At 51.9% G+C, this 13950-nt stretch carries 12 protein-coding genes; 3 read left to right on the top strand and 9 right to left on the bottom strand.

What is annotated here, in order from left to right:
- Positions 1 to 2 precede the first annotated feature (2 nt).
- Together moaB and K1Y77_RS15920 are read left to right on the top strand one after the other, a co-directional pair.
- A complete protein-coding gene (moaB, locus tag K1Y77_RS15925) occupies positions 3 to 521 on the top strand; it encodes a molybdenum cofactor biosynthesis protein B (RefSeq protein WP_030071315.1) in 519 nt (172 codons plus the stop codon).
- Entirely contained in the window at positions 514 to 1719 is a 1206-nt protein-coding gene (locus K1Y77_RS15920; RefSeq protein WP_264429485.1) for a molybdopterin molybdotransferase MoeA, read from the top strand. Before moaB ends, K1Y77_RS15920 begins: the two co-directional genes overlap by 8 nt.
- Here the strand turns inward: K1Y77_RS15920 and K1Y77_RS15915 are convergent.
- From K1Y77_RS15915 to K1Y77_RS15880, 8 genes are read right to left on the bottom strand one after another with little or no spacing between them, the layout of a single operon-like run.
- Positions 1708 to 2118 (bottom strand): hypothetical protein, encoded by a 411-nt coding sequence (locus K1Y77_RS15915; protein WP_264019150.1) that lies wholly within the window; start codon positions 2116 to 2118, stop codon positions 1708 to 1710. The two genes, K1Y77_RS15920 and K1Y77_RS15915, sit on opposite strands and share 12 nt — an antisense overlap.
- Before the next feature lie 3 nt (positions 2119 to 2121).
- Positions 2122 to 2709, bottom strand: a complete 588-nt coding sequence (locus K1Y77_RS15910) for a chemotaxis protein CheW (protein WP_264429484.1) — start codon at positions 2707 to 2709, stop codon at positions 2122 to 2124.
- On the bottom strand, positions 2706 to 4418 hold the full coding sequence (locus K1Y77_RS15905) for a diguanylate cyclase (RefSeq protein WP_051690138.1): 1713 nt from the start codon (positions 4416 to 4418) through the stop codon (positions 2706 to 2708). The genes K1Y77_RS15910 and K1Y77_RS15905 overlap by 4 nt, the downstream gene beginning before the upstream one ends.
- A 54-nt stretch (positions 4419 to 4472) precedes the next feature.
- The gene (locus K1Y77_RS15900) at positions 4473 to 4829 is read right to left on the bottom strand and encodes a response regulator (protein ID WP_030071301.1); all 357 of its coding nucleotides are present in this window, start codon (positions 4827 to 4829) and stop codon (positions 4473 to 4475) included.
- Positions 4830 to 4854: 25 nt separating this feature from the next.
- Positions 4855 to 6981: a hybrid sensor histidine kinase/response regulator gene (locus K1Y77_RS15895; RefSeq protein WP_264429483.1), complete on the bottom strand. Its 2127-nt coding sequence runs from the start codon at positions 6979 to 6981 to the stop codon at positions 4855 to 4857.
- A complete protein-coding gene (locus tag K1Y77_RS15890) occupies positions 6981 to 8330 on the bottom strand; it encodes a CheR family methyltransferase (RefSeq protein WP_264431521.1) in 1350 nt (449 codons plus the stop codon). Before K1Y77_RS15890 ends, K1Y77_RS15895 begins: the two co-directional genes overlap by 1 nt.
- Positions 8331 to 8335: 5 nt before the next feature.
- Positions 8336 to 9403: a chemotaxis-specific protein-glutamate methyltransferase CheB gene (gene cheB / locus K1Y77_RS15885; protein ID WP_264429482.1), complete on the bottom strand. Its 1068-nt coding sequence runs from the start codon at positions 9401 to 9403 to the stop codon at positions 8336 to 8338.
- Positions 9404 to 9413: 10 nt separating this feature from the next.
- Positions 9414 to 11441: a methyl-accepting chemotaxis protein gene (locus tag K1Y77_RS15880; RefSeq protein WP_030071292.1), complete on the bottom strand. Its 2028-nt coding sequence runs from the start codon at positions 11439 to 11441 to the stop codon at positions 9414 to 9416.
- Between the two features lie 387 nt (positions 11442 to 11828).
- On the opposite strand from K1Y77_RS15880, the gene K1Y77_RS15875 reads away from it, so the two are divergent.
- A complete protein-coding gene (locus tag K1Y77_RS15875) occupies positions 11829 to 13424 on the top strand; it encodes a solute:sodium symporter family transporter (RefSeq protein ID WP_030071290.1) in 1596 nt (531 codons plus the stop codon).
- 71 nt (positions 13425 to 13495) lie between these two features.
- On the opposite strand, the gene K1Y77_RS15870 is transcribed toward K1Y77_RS15875, so the two are convergent.
- Entirely contained in the window at positions 13496 to 13942 is a 447-nt protein-coding gene (locus K1Y77_RS15870; RefSeq protein ID WP_264429481.1) for a phosphatase domain-containing protein, read from the bottom strand.
- Positions 13943 to 13950: the final 8 nt, after the last annotated feature.

The raw sequence follows: 13950 nt of genomic DNA, 5'->3' as shown, positions 1-13950 counted from the left end.
CCATGGACAGCATGGAGCCCTTAAAAATAGCGGTATTGACGGTATCGGATACGCGCACGGAAGAGACCGACCGCTCTGGACAAGCGCTGGTACAACGTTTAACCGAAGCAGGTCACACCCTAGCCGAAAAGCGCATCGTGCCAGATGACGTCTACCAAATCCGCGCGGTCGTTGCCCAGTGGATTGCCGATGCCAACGTTCAGGTGGTGATTACCACGGGCGGCACTGGCTTTACGGGGCGTGACTCGACGCCTGAGGCGGTGTCCGTGCTACTGGATAAGCGTATTGAGGGATTCGGTGAACGTTTTCGCCAGCTGAGTGGTGATGAGATTGGTAGTTCAACCATTCAAAGCCGCGCGTTAGGTGGCTTCGCTAATGCCACAGTCATGTTTTGCCTGCCAGGTTCAACCGGCGCCTGCCGCACTGGTTGGGACGGCATTTTGGCGGAACAACTCGACAGCCGCCACAAACCCTGCAACTTCGCCAACCTCGTCATTCCAGGCCGGGGGCAGCATGGCTGAGTTACAGCCGATAAGTGCCGCGCTTGAAGCGCTGCTAGCCGATGTCACTCCGCTTGGCGCTGAGCGTGTGCCGCTTGATGCGGCAGCTGGGCGTGTGTTGACCGACGCTGTTAACGCACAGCTAGACGTCCCGCCATTTGATAACAGCGCAATGGATGGCTACGCGCTTCGTGCCAGTGATGCGGGCAAGTGGCTGCCGATCAGCCAGCGTATTGCGGCGGGCAGCCCCGCTGTACCCTTGGCACCAGGCAGTTGTGCGCGCATTTTTACCGGCGGTGAGATTCCTGATGGCGCCGACTGTGTAGTGATGCAAGAGCGGGTAACGCAGCACGGTGACCAAGCATTGATGCCGGATGCACTGCCGGTGGGCGACAACGTGCGCCGCCAAGGGCGTGATGTACACCAGGGGGAGCTGCTGCTGGCGGCAGGCGAGCGCCTGGAGGCGGCAGCGCTGGGGCATTTGGCGGGGCAAGGAATTACCCAGGTGAGCGTGCGTCGTCGGCCGAGGGTAGCGCTACTGTCGACGGGTGACGAAATAGTTGATCCTGGCACGCCGTTAAAGCCAGGTCAGCTATATAACTCTAATCGGCCGATGCTGAAACGATTGCTAGAAAACTTTGGTGCGGAGGTGGTACAGCGGGTTAGTGTGCCTGACGATTATGCCCAGACGGTCAAATTATTAACGCAAGCCGCCTCCGTCGCTGACGTGGTTGTCAGCACCGGTGGGGTTAGCGTCGGAGAAGAAGATCATGTTAAGGCTGCGCTGGAAACGCTAGGCCAATTAGATATGTGGAAACTGGCGATTCGCCCAGGAAAACCGTTGGCGCTAGGCCGTCTGCCACGTGAAGATGGCAGCGAGGCGCGTTTTGTAGGGTTGCCGGGTAACCCTGTTTCTGGGTTTGTGGGCGCGTGGTTGTTTTTACGTCCTTTGATAGGAAGCCTACTGGGTTGCTCAGCGTTGAGCGCCTTGCCTGCCCTAATGGCCACGGCTAATTTCAACACGAGTACTGGCCCACGCCAGCACTATATGCGTGTTGCGCTGCGGTTTAGCGAGGAGGGCGTCATAGCTGATGCGTTTGAAGACCAAAACTCAGGCGTGCTTTCATCGTGTATTAGTGCTGACGCATTAGCGGTGATTGACCCGCACCAGCAGATAGAGAAAGGCACGCCGGTTCGCTGTTTATGGTTACAGCGTTAGGTCTGGTTTAAGCGCTGCGCCATCAAATAACAAGCGTACCGTTTGGTTGGCCAACGCTAAGCCTCGCAGAGCGGGGCTTGCGTGGCGTGCAGCAATTAGAGCGGGCAATGGAAACAGTTCCACTATTGGCGTATGTGCTAAAACAACTTCTCCCGAGACACCTAACTGCCAAGCGCCATCGGCATCTTGCAGGGTGAGCCAGTGAGTAGGGGCTATGCTTATTAGTTGAGTATTAAGCAGCAGGCGCTCAGCATTGGCGCATCGTGGTAAGCGGGCTATGTTCGCTAACCCAGTGATATGACGTGCTTCAATGGCGGCCAGGGTCTTGCCAGCACTAAATAGCACTAAGGCAACATGGGACGGTGGGTCTGAGGAGTGCTTCGGTGCACCATTTACCATGACTTACCCTAAGCCTTGCTGATAAGCACTGAATAACGCGTCTGGGTCGAGTAGAACAATGGCTGCGCTGCGTTTTTCAGAATAACCTTCAGCTGCTTCTCTCTCGCTCTCTTCCGGCGTTGCTTCAGGTTGCCAGAGCCCACTTACATAGGGCGTTAACTGGCTGGAAAGGGTGTCTGGGGCGGGTTTCAGCGTGCTGATCGGAATGTCGCAAACATCGTCTAAATGGTCGATACGAACGGCGCTACGAATGCCTGCCGCGGTAACTAATAACAGCATGCCCGTTTGTTCTGCAGGGGGAAGCTCAAGCAGTGACCGCAGCGTCATCACCGATTCAATGTTGCCGCGTAAGTGAATCACACCTTCCATCGAGTCGGGCAGCCCAGGCACAAAATACACGGGTTGGTCACCGTTCAAAATTTCATTGACCGCACTGCCAGGGAAGGCGAAGCGTTGACCTGCTAAACGAAATAGCACCAACTGCTGGCAGGGTTCGTCCACATCAATAATCGACTCGCCGTTACTCTGGCGTGCTAGCGCTTCTTCAAGAGAGATAGCTTGTGCATCACGTTGTGGAGCAGTATCGGTCATTGTTTTCCCGTGTCACGTTGTGCTGCGCTACGATGGTTTGGGTCATGCTCTTTACTGATCACTACTTGATTACGCCCTTGCCGCTTAGCAAGGTAAAGCGCTTGGTCTGCGCTAAGGCGTAACGCTTCAGTGGAAGGCTGGTTAGGAAAACTGCTAATGCCTGCACTGAAGGTGCAGCGAAAGCGCTCTCCACCGGCATGAAAATCCACTAGTTCAAAATCGTGGCGCAGTTCATCAATAAGTTCGGCTGCGCGTTCTGCAGTGATCCCTTTTAGTAATACAACAAACTCTTCCCCACCATAGCGTCCAATAATATCGGATACGCGCAAGCGAGTTTTTAGCAGCCGAGCCAGTGTGATAATGACCTGATCACCCGCTAAGTGCCCATGGGTATCATTGACGGTTTTAAAATGATCGATATCCAGCATGGCCATGGCGTGCTGGCTGCCTTCGCGATAGGCATGGGCGAGGGCTTTACCGATCATGTCAGTGGTGGTGCTATGGTTATAAAGCCCCGTCATGCTGTCTTGGGTCATCAGAGAGCGCAGTAAATGCAAGCGTTCGGCACGCAGCTGTACCGCAGAGACCAGTTCATCGGGGGTAACAGGCTTAGTAATAAAGGCCTCTACGCCTGCGGTCATGGCCGAAAGCTGCTTTTGGCTGTCTGTTTCGCTAGATAGATAAATAATCGGCAGGCCAATATGCGCGGATTGCTGGCGAATAATCGTCGCCAGCTCTTCCCCAGAACACACTGGCATATAGACATCAATTAGCAGTAAGTCAGGACTAAAACGGTCCAGCGCCGCTAACGCATCCGCAGGGTGATTAACCTGCTGAACAATCATACCTGCTTCTTCAAGAATCAATGAGTGATAGGCCGCCGCTTCTGGCTCATCATCAACGACCAATACGCGCAGAGGCTCTTCATCTAGTGGAGTGGTGAGTTCATCGATGGCTAACATTAAATCCAGTGGCTTAATGGGCTTAGTAAAGTAGCCATTGCAGCCAGCACGAACAGCGCTCAGCCGTGAATAAAAATCGCCGTAGGATGACAATACAATAGAAGGCAGCCGTTCTCCGGTGAGCTTGTTCAGGCTGGTCAGCGTTTCAGTACCCGCGGTGTTACCTTGAGGAAACTGCACATCCATGATGATAGCGTCGGGTCGACGGGTAATGACCGCGTTAAAGAAAGATTCGGTGTCTTCAAAATGAACCACTTCATGGCCGAAACAGCGCAGGTGATGCAGCAGCTGACTAACTTGGTCGGGTTCGTCGTCGCATAAATAGATTAGCCGTTGACGCTTACTGCGTGGCTGTGCAATGGCCGATGACAGCTCAATACTGTTAAGCGATGCCAGCACCGTCTGCTGGCCTTGCTGGGACTGCAAATACTTAATTTCCTCGGCAAGCTGTTGAAAAAGCTGAGGTATCAAGCTGTTTAATGTAGGTGGAGTAGGGCTTGTTTTTAGCGCTTCTTCGCCTTGATTGGCTAACATCGCAATGCGCTCAAAGCCTAACGAGCGCCCTGTACCTTTTAAGCTGTGGAAAAAGCGATGGAGTTCAGGCGCTAAGCGTGACTCTGCCTCCAGCGACAGGTGGCTTTGTTGCCACTTGTCGGCGGTTTGCTGTAAACGTGCTGGCAGCTGTTCAATAAAACGGTGGCGCAAATGGTTCAGCTTTTCGTGCAGCGTCGGAGCAGAGGATGACATCAGACTACCTGTTTATGTGGGCAAACGATGCGTCGTGAAGCAGATAGCTTAGGTTTAACCATTGAGCGCTTGGGTCACGGCATGTTGGAGTGTAGAGGTTAGCTGCGCATCTTTTTGTAAGCAGGCATTCAAGCCTGGTGTTTGCAGTAGCTCTGGCTCAGGGGTGTCGCCGCTGAGTAAAATAAAAGGCAGAGAGACGTCTTGTTCACGCAACATTTCCAAAAATTCGATGCCATTAATAAGCGGCATATGCATGTCGCTGACAATAAGCTCGATAGTATCCAGGTTGTCCAAGTGTTGAACAGCCTCCATGGCATCATTGGCCATGATCGTTGTATAGCCTTGAAACTCAAGTAACGCTGCTGTCATTTCACAGGCTAATGGGTCGTCGTCTACGACCAAAATTTGCATGATTACCCCCCACCATGAAGTGTGCTTAGCCGAGTAAAGCTCTCAGCGTGTCCACTAAATTATTTTGATCAAAACTACCTTTAACAATATAGGCATCAGCGCCTACTTCAATGCCACGTCGGCGATCCGCTTCTTTTTCTCGTGATGTAATAATGATAATAGGCTTATAACGATAAAGCTCATTTTCTCGCAGACTTGCAGTCAGTGCAAAACCATCCATGACCGGCATTTCGACATCGGTTAGCACGGCATCAAACGAATCAGCAAGGGCTTTATTAAGCCCATCACGGCCATTTTCTGCCAGTGTGACCTGATAGCCCCATGCCTCTAAAACGTCTTTTTCAATTTCACGGGTGTTCAGTGAGTCATCGACAACCAGTATACGATGCGCCTGGAGCGGTTGTTCCGTTTTCACTAACGTCCGTGGTGCATAGCGACGTGAGTGCTCCAGTAATGTTGGTACATGTAAAAGGCTGACCAGCGTATTGCGCCCCAGAGTGACCATACCCGATACCAACGGCAAATGGCGTAAATGGGCGGGTAAAGGCTTAATCACCATATCGCGTTCATCCACTAACGCATCGATAATTAACGCGAGTTTTTGATGACGTTGATGTACGACAAGTAATAGCAAATTATCAGCAGTAGAGGGCGTGTAGGAAAGGCCTAATAATTCTGCGAGAGAAACGACTGGCACAAATTCGTTACGTAAGATTAGTGTTTTTTGCCCAGCAGCATCGATAAAGTTCGTTGATAGATGCTCTACAAGCTCTGATACATAAGGTGCCGTGATACCTAGCGTGATGGCACCCACTTTTATCAACAGAACACGCATCATGGCCAGCGATAAAGGCAGGCGCAGGGTAAAGCAGGTGCCTTTGCCGGAATGGCTGGAAAGATGTAAATCACCGTTGAGTTCATCAATAACGGTTCGTTTGACGACATCCATGCCCACGCCGCGGCCTGAAAAATCGGTAATCAGCGGTTTGGTTGAAAAGCCGGGCAGGAAAATAAGCTCTAGGGTTTCCTGTTCGGTTAGGGCAAGCAACTGCTCTTCGCTGAGCAGCTGCTTGGAGAGCGCCTTGCGGCGTACCGCTTCTAGGGAAATACCCGCGCCGTCATCGCGCATTTCAATCACTACCCAGCTGCCGTCTTGCCATGCCTCTAGCGACAACTGCCCCCGAGCAGGCTTACCCGCTGCTTGGCGTTCATCGGGTGCTTCCAAACCGTGATCTAGTGCATTCCGCAGCAGATGAATAAGCGGGTCCGACAGGCGATCTATCATTTGTCGGTCAAGTTCAATTTCACTGCCGTGAACACGGCAATTAACCTGTTTGCCTAGCGAATGGGCAAGGTCTCTGGCCATTTGGGATAAGGGGTCAAACACCACGCTCAACGGTAACATACGCATCTGCAGTGCTCGATCATGAAGGTCACTCATTAGCCCGTCGTGGGAAAGCACGCTGTCTTTCAACTCGCGGCTAAAGGCGTTAAAGGGGGCCTGCTGATCTTTGGGAAGAGCCGCGCCGAGGCTGCGAGCTTGTTCTACCAGGGAGTGCAGATGATGGTGCCCTGATAATACTTCGCCCATTAGGCGAATCACGTCATCCAAACGGTCAAGGCGCACGCGTACCGTATCTGTTAAACGCAGTTCTTGAGCCGGAAGTGCTGGGCTCTTTGTGGTAGGCGGTGTAACGCTAGGTTCGCTGTTCACGAGTGCTGCTGTTTCAGGGAGCCGTTCAGACGTTGGGGTTAGCTTTCCCGCAGCGGCGTTTTCCAGCGCTTGGCAGAGCTGGCTATCAGCCTCGGGTAGCTCTGCGGGTGGCACATTTTGGGCAAGTTGACTGACCAGGTCCGACAGGGCATCCGTCGCCTGATTTAAAAGACATGTGATATCCGGCGAGGCGGTTTGTGATCCGTCACGCAGTGCGCTTAATAACTCTTCAGTGCTGTGAGCGATCGCTGTAATGGGCGCCAGCTTCAGCATACGTGAAGAGCCTTTCAGCGTATGAGCAGCGCGAAATAGCTCGTTAATTCGCTCTTGCTGGGTGTCGCCTTGTTCAAGTGCTTCGATACCTTCCCTTAAACGGGGCAAGTGATCCGACGCTTCTTCAATAAAGCGCTGAATAAAGCGTTTAATATCCAGTGCCATTAACCCACTCCCTGTGTGGCCGTTTGTGCACGAAGGTGACGAGTTGCCAAAAAGTAGGCATCCCCAGGTGAGATAGGCGGCTCAATGATCGTTAACCCACCATCGGCCTGTTTTGAGGCATCCAATAGGCGAATAACCGCTGCGTAGCCACGCTGACGCTGCGTTGGGGCATCGTTAAGCTCGCCTAAACGGAAAAGTTCGGCTTGAAAAAAGTGCGCTGGCCAGCACTCAGGAGCCACATAAATAGCGCGCTTGAAATAATCATAGGCATCCGTAAAGCCCTGCTGCCAACGAGCAACTAAACCTGCCAGTAGCAGCGCATCAACACTCCAAGGTTGTTGGGCTAACAGTTTGGAAAGTAGCGCGGCGGCTTCAGAAAACGCGTTCTGGTTGAGTAACTGGTGAGCCTGCAGTAAGGCTTTGTTAAACGACGTCAGCGACTCGAACTCAGCGTTATCCTCAGAGGGTGAATAAGTATCTACCTGCACCGGCGGGACTAGCCACTCATCATCGTTGTTATCGTGTGGCTCATCATTAGCCGGTAGAGCGCTGGCCTGCGCCTCCTGGAAGAAAAACACCCCCTGGGCCTGCTGTAGTTCCAAAACGCCCAGATCGTTGCCTAAGGTTTCCGTGACTCCACACAACAAAACGCCATTTGGCGCCAGTAACTGTTGCAAATGGCGCTGTATATCGCGTCGGGTCGATTCGTCAAAATAGATCGATACATTGCGAAATAAGATAACGTCGAAAAGGCCGATTTTGTCAGTATTTGGCTGTAACACGTTGAACGAGCGAAAAGTTATCCACTGACGAAGCGTCTCCTCTATTTTGAAGCGTCGACCCTCTGGGCGAAAATAGTGGTGTTTAAGCGCAGGGCTCAGTGCCCGAAACGACATGCCGCTGTAAATGCCCTGTTGGGCTTTGCTAAGTACCTGCTGATCAACATCTCCGCCGGTAATATGGAAGAGTTGTTTGGCACGTTCGCCGTAACGCTCAAACAGCGCAATAGCGATACTGTAGGGTTCTTCGCCCGATGAGCAGCCCGCGCTTAGAATGGTCAGTGGCTTACCTTTTTCAGCTAGTCGCTTTGGAAGATGAACATCGGCTAACCAATCAAGTGCCTCTGGTTCTCGATAAAAGTAGGTTTCGTTTACCGTTAACTGACTAATAAAATGATTAAACAACACGTCGTTTTGCGCTAATTGCGCAAGAAGCGATGATGTATCAGATACGTTGGTTTCGGCTTGAAGAGTATCAATGGCTTTCACTAAACGAGCTTCAGCAAGGCCTTCTAAGTGTAAACCACAGCGACGGCGTACGAGATCCTTAAACGGCGTTAGCGAATGTATGGAACTCATAGCGGTTGCATCCACGAAGATGCCCGTTGACCGCTTGATTCATGAATAAGCCTATCAGGTAGCTCATCAAGCGCCACAATGTGTTGAATAACACCGGCATTCACCGCTTCTTGGTTCATCCCATAGATGACCGAGCTAGCTTCATTTTGAGCAAAGGTGCTACCGCCCGCTAGGTGTATGGCACGCACCCCATTAACGCCGTCGCGTCCCATGCCCGTTAAAATGACACCAATTGCCTCCGGACCATATACATTGGCAACGCTCGTTAACAGCGCATCGCAGCTAGGGTGGTAGAGCGCATTGTCAGGCCCTTGTTGTAACTGTAGGCGGTGATGAGGCGTTACATGTAGGTTAGTTTCCGACGGCGATAGATAAATACACCCTGGTTTGAGCGGTTCACCATGTTGAGCAACGCGAACTGGCATTGAACATAGTGATGCCAGCCAGTGCGCCATGCCTTCAATAAACCCATGGCTGATATGTTGAGCAATCACCACTGGCGCAGGAAAGTTGGCGGGCAGCTTACTCAGTAAATGGGCCAATGCCTGCGGCCCACCGGTAGAGCAAGCAATAGCGACGATGCGTTGAAACGCTTTCGGCATAGTGGGGTGACAGACAGGTGGTGCGTTTATCGCCACAACAGGCATAACCGAGGTGGGGCGGCGCCGTAGGCGAGTAATCACGGCTACTCCCGACAGCAGTCGAACACGCGCGAGTAATCGTTGTGCGTCTTCATCATCAAGGGTCGGCTTCTGCATAACCTCTAGCGCGCCAACATCAAGCGCACGATAAGCTGTTTCGGCATCAGAGCGGTCGCTTACCACCAGGATCGGCACCCCTTTGGTATGCATAATTTCTTCAATGGCGCTGAGACCGTCCATCACCGGCATATTCAGATCCATGGTGATTAACTGCGGCGCTAAGCGACGGGCAAGTTCCACCGCTTCACGCCCGTTAGTGGCTTCACCAACAATCTCAATATCGCCATCGCGGGTGAGGATATTACGCAGCACATCGCGCGCTAGTTGACTGTCGTCCGTGATCACTACCCGGATTGCACTCATCACGGCATCCTCACGAAGGGCGTTGGTGGTTTGCATCCTGTTGAGCCAGAGTAAACTCCTGCACCAGAGCGTTTAGCTCTGCCGACATGTTAATCATCTCCTGGCTGATGTCGGTTATGCTGCGTACTGACTGCGCATTACGCGAGCTGGCGGTATCAATATCCCGCAGTGCAATCACCACCTGACTGCTGGCGGTTTTCTGCTGTTGTGTTGACAGCGATATCTGCTGCGCCGCACTACTGGTTTGGCTGGCCGCTTTGAGCAGGGCATCCAAGTCCTGGGCGGTACTAATGCTGACCTCAACGCCTTTCTCAATCGACGATGCACCCTTTTCAGAGGCAACGACCAGCCGGTTAATGGCGTTTTGAATATCTTCGGTGTGGCCTTCAATCTCTTGGGTTGAGTCAGTTACGCTGTCTGCCAGGCGACGTATTTCATTAGCGACCACGGAAAAACGACGGCCGGATTCGCCTGCACTTGAGGCTTCTAATGCCGCATTGAAAGCAATTAGTTTGGTTTGCGCAGCAAGGGTGTTAATCAGTTCCATCACCTTACTGATTTGTTTCGACTTAGCACCCAGCGCCATGATTTCTGCCAGACTCTGTTCGCTATCGCTACGAATATCCTGCATTTTAGACTGTAGCAGCTGCATGGCAGTGCTGCCCTTACGGCTGCGTTCCAGCGTTTGATTCGCCACCTCTACCACGGATTGGGAGTGGTCAGCGATTTGCGTTGATGAGGTGGAAAGTTCTTCCATGGTCGAGGTAATTTCAGCCACTGACGACGCCATCTCTTCCACGGCGGCGGCCATGGTCTGATTCGCTTCATGACGAATATCGCCGCCCTGGATGCCTGATAGCCCTGCCGTTTGCGCCAAGCGATCTGCTACCTGGGTAAGGGCTAACGCGTTATTGGAAACAGCCATGATAGTTCGCGATAGTCGGGCTAACAGTTCGTTGGTTTGGTCAGCCAAGACACCGAGTTCAGCTCGATCATCGGTTTCTACCCGGCGGGATAAATCTAAACTAAGAGTGATCTCTTTTAGCTGGCGCTGAAAGCGGATTAAAGGGCGAATTAAGCTGCCGGTAAGTGGGTATAAAATGATTAGACCAACTAAGAGGATCAGCAACCCGATACCGGTAGACGCCAAGAAGCGCTCTCTAATGGAGCTTAAATACTCCTCTTTGGAGACTTCAATCATTAAATAACGCTGCAGCTCGGGCAGCCAGCGTGTAGTGACTAAAAAGGTTTGTCCATCCCGTTGCAGCTCATGCACACGAAGTTCGTGTTCATCTTGTAATAGGCTGTCTGCGTCTTGGCTTTGAAGCGCTGCGAGTGATGTTTCGTCGCTACGAATAAGCAGTTCGCCTTCCGCGTTTAGTAATGCAGCGCGGCCCGTTTCGCCTAATCGGAAGTCGTTAATTAACTGCGCCAACCGAGAAAGATCTAACCCTGCACCGGCAACTACCAGTGGGCGACCATTGAGCGCTTCCTCACGGCTGCGGAAATTTAAAAAGACAAACGCTTCTTCAGGTGAAAATGTATCGCTATCTAGGTTTAAGTTATAAGCGGAGCCGCTGTCGGTAAATTGATAGTACCAATCATCATCGCCGCCAGGCGCTTGTAATGTTCGCTCTAAAAACTCCCCATCGCGGTACTGAAAATAGTAACCACGTCCTTGATATTGAGCAGCGATAAAGAGAAGTTCAGTGTCTAGTTGGGTCATCAACCGCGATAAATAACGCATGATCGCGGGTTGTGACGTATCGGGCAGCCCATCGCGTACCCACTCTTCAATAAAGTAGCTGTCGGCTAGGCTTTCTGACAGTGCCAACGCCGGGCTTAGCCGTAGGGTTAACCGTGTAGCAAGGCCCTCTACCTGGGCAGGTAACTCTTCGTTTAGCAAGTTCGTCAAGCGCGCTTGGCTGTGTGAGCGAGCCTGTAAATAGAGCGCTAGCAACATGGCCAATGCCAATACCGTTCCAAACGAAATAAATAGTCGTAACCGTAAAGGCAAGGATTTCCAACGCGCTGTCATTATCGCTTGTGCTCCAAGTTAACTGTTGTCGCCAATAGAGAGATAGTGCCTGAGCCAATCGTATGATATTAAAAAAAGTTACTCATACATCATAAGATGATTTCAGCGGCTTTTATGAGAGCTGTCCAGTTTTCTCCTTAGCGCTATACCGCCCCGCCCTGCGGTTGGATACTGTCGCACAGATATTGCATCAGTATTTCTTCTTTTTCGTTAACGTCTTGCCAAAATAGAGGGTAGTTAGTAAAAAACCGCCTTATTTATTCTTTATTGCTACTAAAGCATAATGGATGAATCGTTTCACCTGCTTAGAATTCCGCGCATATTGGTAATTTTACCTAAATTCACTATGTCGTTTGTTGTTTAGCGACTTCTTCTAAGGATTTTTTCATGCATGCCCTTACGCTGGCATCGTTCATCTTTTTTACGGGCTTAGTGGCCTTTGTGACATGGCGTATCACACGTCAAGATGATCACCGAAGCACCAGTGGCTACTTTCTCGCCGGCAGGACACTAACCTTTCCGTTAATTGCCGCCTCAATGTTGATGACTAATCTCTCAACCGAGCAGATGGTTGGGCTGAACGGTTCGGCGTTTACCGATGGCCTAAGTGTCATGGCTTGGGAAGTGATCGCGGTGATTGCTTTAGTAGCACTGGCTCTGTTTTTCCTGCCGCGCTTTCTAAAAAGTGGGATCGCGACGCTCCCCCAACTGTTAGCGATACGTTTTGATAATGGTACCCAACTGATTGCCAACGTTATTTTCTTGATTGCTTACGCCGTGGTGCTGTTGCCCATCATTCTCTATTCAGGGGCGATTGGTTTACAGGGCATGCTGGATCTTCAAGGATTGACCGGCATTGAGTCGAGTACAGCGCTGCTGTGGGCTACCGTCTGGACGGTTGGCATCATCGGCGCGGTGTATGCGCTATTTGGCGGTCTGCGCACGGTGGCGGTCTCAGATACATTGAATGGCGTCGGTCTGTTGATCGGTGGCTTTGTGATTGTTTATTTCGGCCTTCAGGCAGTGAGCAATGGCAGCGGTGTCATGGAGGGCTGGAGCATCCTGAAAGAGAGCGACCCGAGTAAATTTAACTCGGTAGGTGGCCCTGATCAGCAGGTACCGTTTTCGACTATCTTCACCGGTGTTTTATTACTGCATCTGTTTTATTGGACAACGAATCAGCAGATTATCCAGCGCACTTTTGCGGCTAAAAACCTGGCTGAAGGTCAGAAGGGCGTGCTGCTAACCGGCTTCTTTAAGCTGTTAGGTCCGCTCTATCTGGTGCTGCCGGGTATCATTGCTTACCACCTCTATGCCGACCAAGGCGTTCGCGCAGACGAAGCCTATGGCCACTTGGTATTTAACGTTCTACCGCCGTACCTAACAGGTTTTTTTGCTGCGGTAATGGTGGGGGCGATTCTCTCCTCATTTAACTCGGCGCTAAACAGCACCACCACGATTTTCAGCCTGGGAATCTATAAAGGTGTGCTTAAAAAAGATGCCACTGAAGAAGAAGTCGTGAAATCAGGCAAGGTGTTTGGCTGGATCATGGCTGTTACAACCATGGTTATTGCGCCGCTGTTAGCAGGCCAGGATAGCCTATTTGGCTATCTGCAGAAGATGAACGCCATTTACTTTATTCCTATTTTAGCGGTTGTTCTGGTGGGGCTTCTGACGAAACGCGTGCCTCCCATGGCGGCTAAAGTAGCGCTGGTAGGGGGCTGTTTGCTGATCGCGGCTGGCTACTTTGTTCCGCCGTTTAACAAGCTACCGATGGTGATGCATGAGTTTCACTTTGTCGCCGCGGTGTTCGTGCTGTTGGTCGCCGTAATGCTGATTATTGGTAAGCTGCGCCCCCGCGCCACCGCATGGGTGCAAGAAGATTCGGGCGATGTGGACCTTACGCCTTGGAAGGGCGCTGTGCCAACCGGCATTGTGCTTGTGGTACTTGTGGTGATTATGTACGCCTCGTTCGCAGGCTGATAACGTCTGACATCATCGCTTTATTAACAACGGCGCCCCGTTTAGCGGGGCGTCAGTGTGTTGCCGTCTCCTTAAAAATCTCCCGGTGCGCACTGCAAGCAGGTGAGGCCGAGCGCGCGCCATTGGGCGACTACTGCGTCACGGTCATCCAGCACCAGCCAAGGCGCAAAGCCGTCGCTACGCATTTGATTGAGCAGTGCGGCTTTCACCTCTTCATCATCGATATGGTCATCACCTTGCGGGCGCAGGTACATGGCATCAAAGGGAATGGTGTGGCGCTCTAACCAGCGCTGGGTATGCTCACGGTGGCTGTCAGGCCGGCCGCTGCAGATCACGATCTGTTGGCCTTGAGCTTTCAGCAGCTTGACTAGCCGCGCCACTGGCTCAATGACTGGCGCTTCGGCCATATGGGCAAAAAAAGGATCCCACTGTTTGGCTGGGCCAAGAACCCAGTCGTGTACGTCGGTGGGGTGAAATTCGGCAAGCGTGCCGTCAACATCAACAATCACTGTGGACATCGTTAATT

This window comes from Halomonas qaidamensis, from assembly GCF_025917315.1.
GTDB classification, from domain to species: domain Bacteria; phylum Pseudomonadota; class Gammaproteobacteria; order Pseudomonadales; family Halomonadaceae; genus Vreelandella; species Vreelandella qaidamensis.
This window is presented reverse-complemented; position numbering and strand designations above follow the sequence as displayed.

What these genes read in the sequence shown, in the direction of transcription:
- K1Y77_RS15880 (WP_030071292.1), bottom strand. Translation starts at nt 11,441, where the DNA reads ATGACAGCGCGTTGGAAATCCTTGCCTTTACGGTTACGACTATTTATT.
- K1Y77_RS15905 (WP_051690138.1), bottom strand. Translation starts at nt 4,418, where the DNA reads ATGTCATCCTCTGCTCCGACGCTGCACGAAAAGCTGAACCATTTGCGC.
- K1Y77_RS15875 (WP_030071290.1), top strand. Translation starts at nt 11,829, where the DNA reads ATGCATGCCCTTACGCTGGCATCGTTCATCTTTTTTACGGGCTTAGTG.
- K1Y77_RS15915 (WP_264019150.1), bottom strand. Translation starts at nt 2,118, where the DNA reads ATGGTAAATGGTGCACCGAAGCACTCCTCAGACCCACCGTCCCATGTT.
- K1Y77_RS15900 (WP_030071301.1), bottom strand. Translation starts at nt 4,829, where the DNA reads ATGCAAATTTTGGTCGTAGACGACGACCCATTAGCCTGTGAAATGACA.
- moaB (WP_030071315.1), top strand. Translation starts at nt 3, where the DNA reads ATGGACAGCATGGAGCCCTTAAAAATAGCGGTATTGACGGTATCGGAT.
- K1Y77_RS15895 (WP_264429483.1), bottom strand. Translation starts at nt 6,981, where the DNA reads ATGGCACTGGATATTAAACGCTTTATTCAGCGCTTTATTGAAGAAGCG.
- K1Y77_RS15870 (WP_264429481.1), bottom strand. Translation starts at nt 13,942, where the DNA reads ATGTCCACAGTGATTGTTGATGTTGACGGCACGCTTGCCGAATTTCAC.
- K1Y77_RS15920 (WP_264429485.1), top strand. Translation starts at nt 514, where the DNA reads ATGGCTGAGTTACAGCCGATAAGTGCCGCGCTTGAAGCGCTGCTAGCC.
- K1Y77_RS15910 (WP_264429484.1), bottom strand. Translation starts at nt 2,709, where the DNA reads ATGACCGATACTGCTCCACAACGTGATGCACAAGCTATCTCTCTTGAA.
- cheB (WP_264429482.1), bottom strand. Translation starts at nt 9,403, where the DNA reads ATGAGTGCAATCCGGGTAGTGATCACGGACGACAGTCAACTAGCGCGC.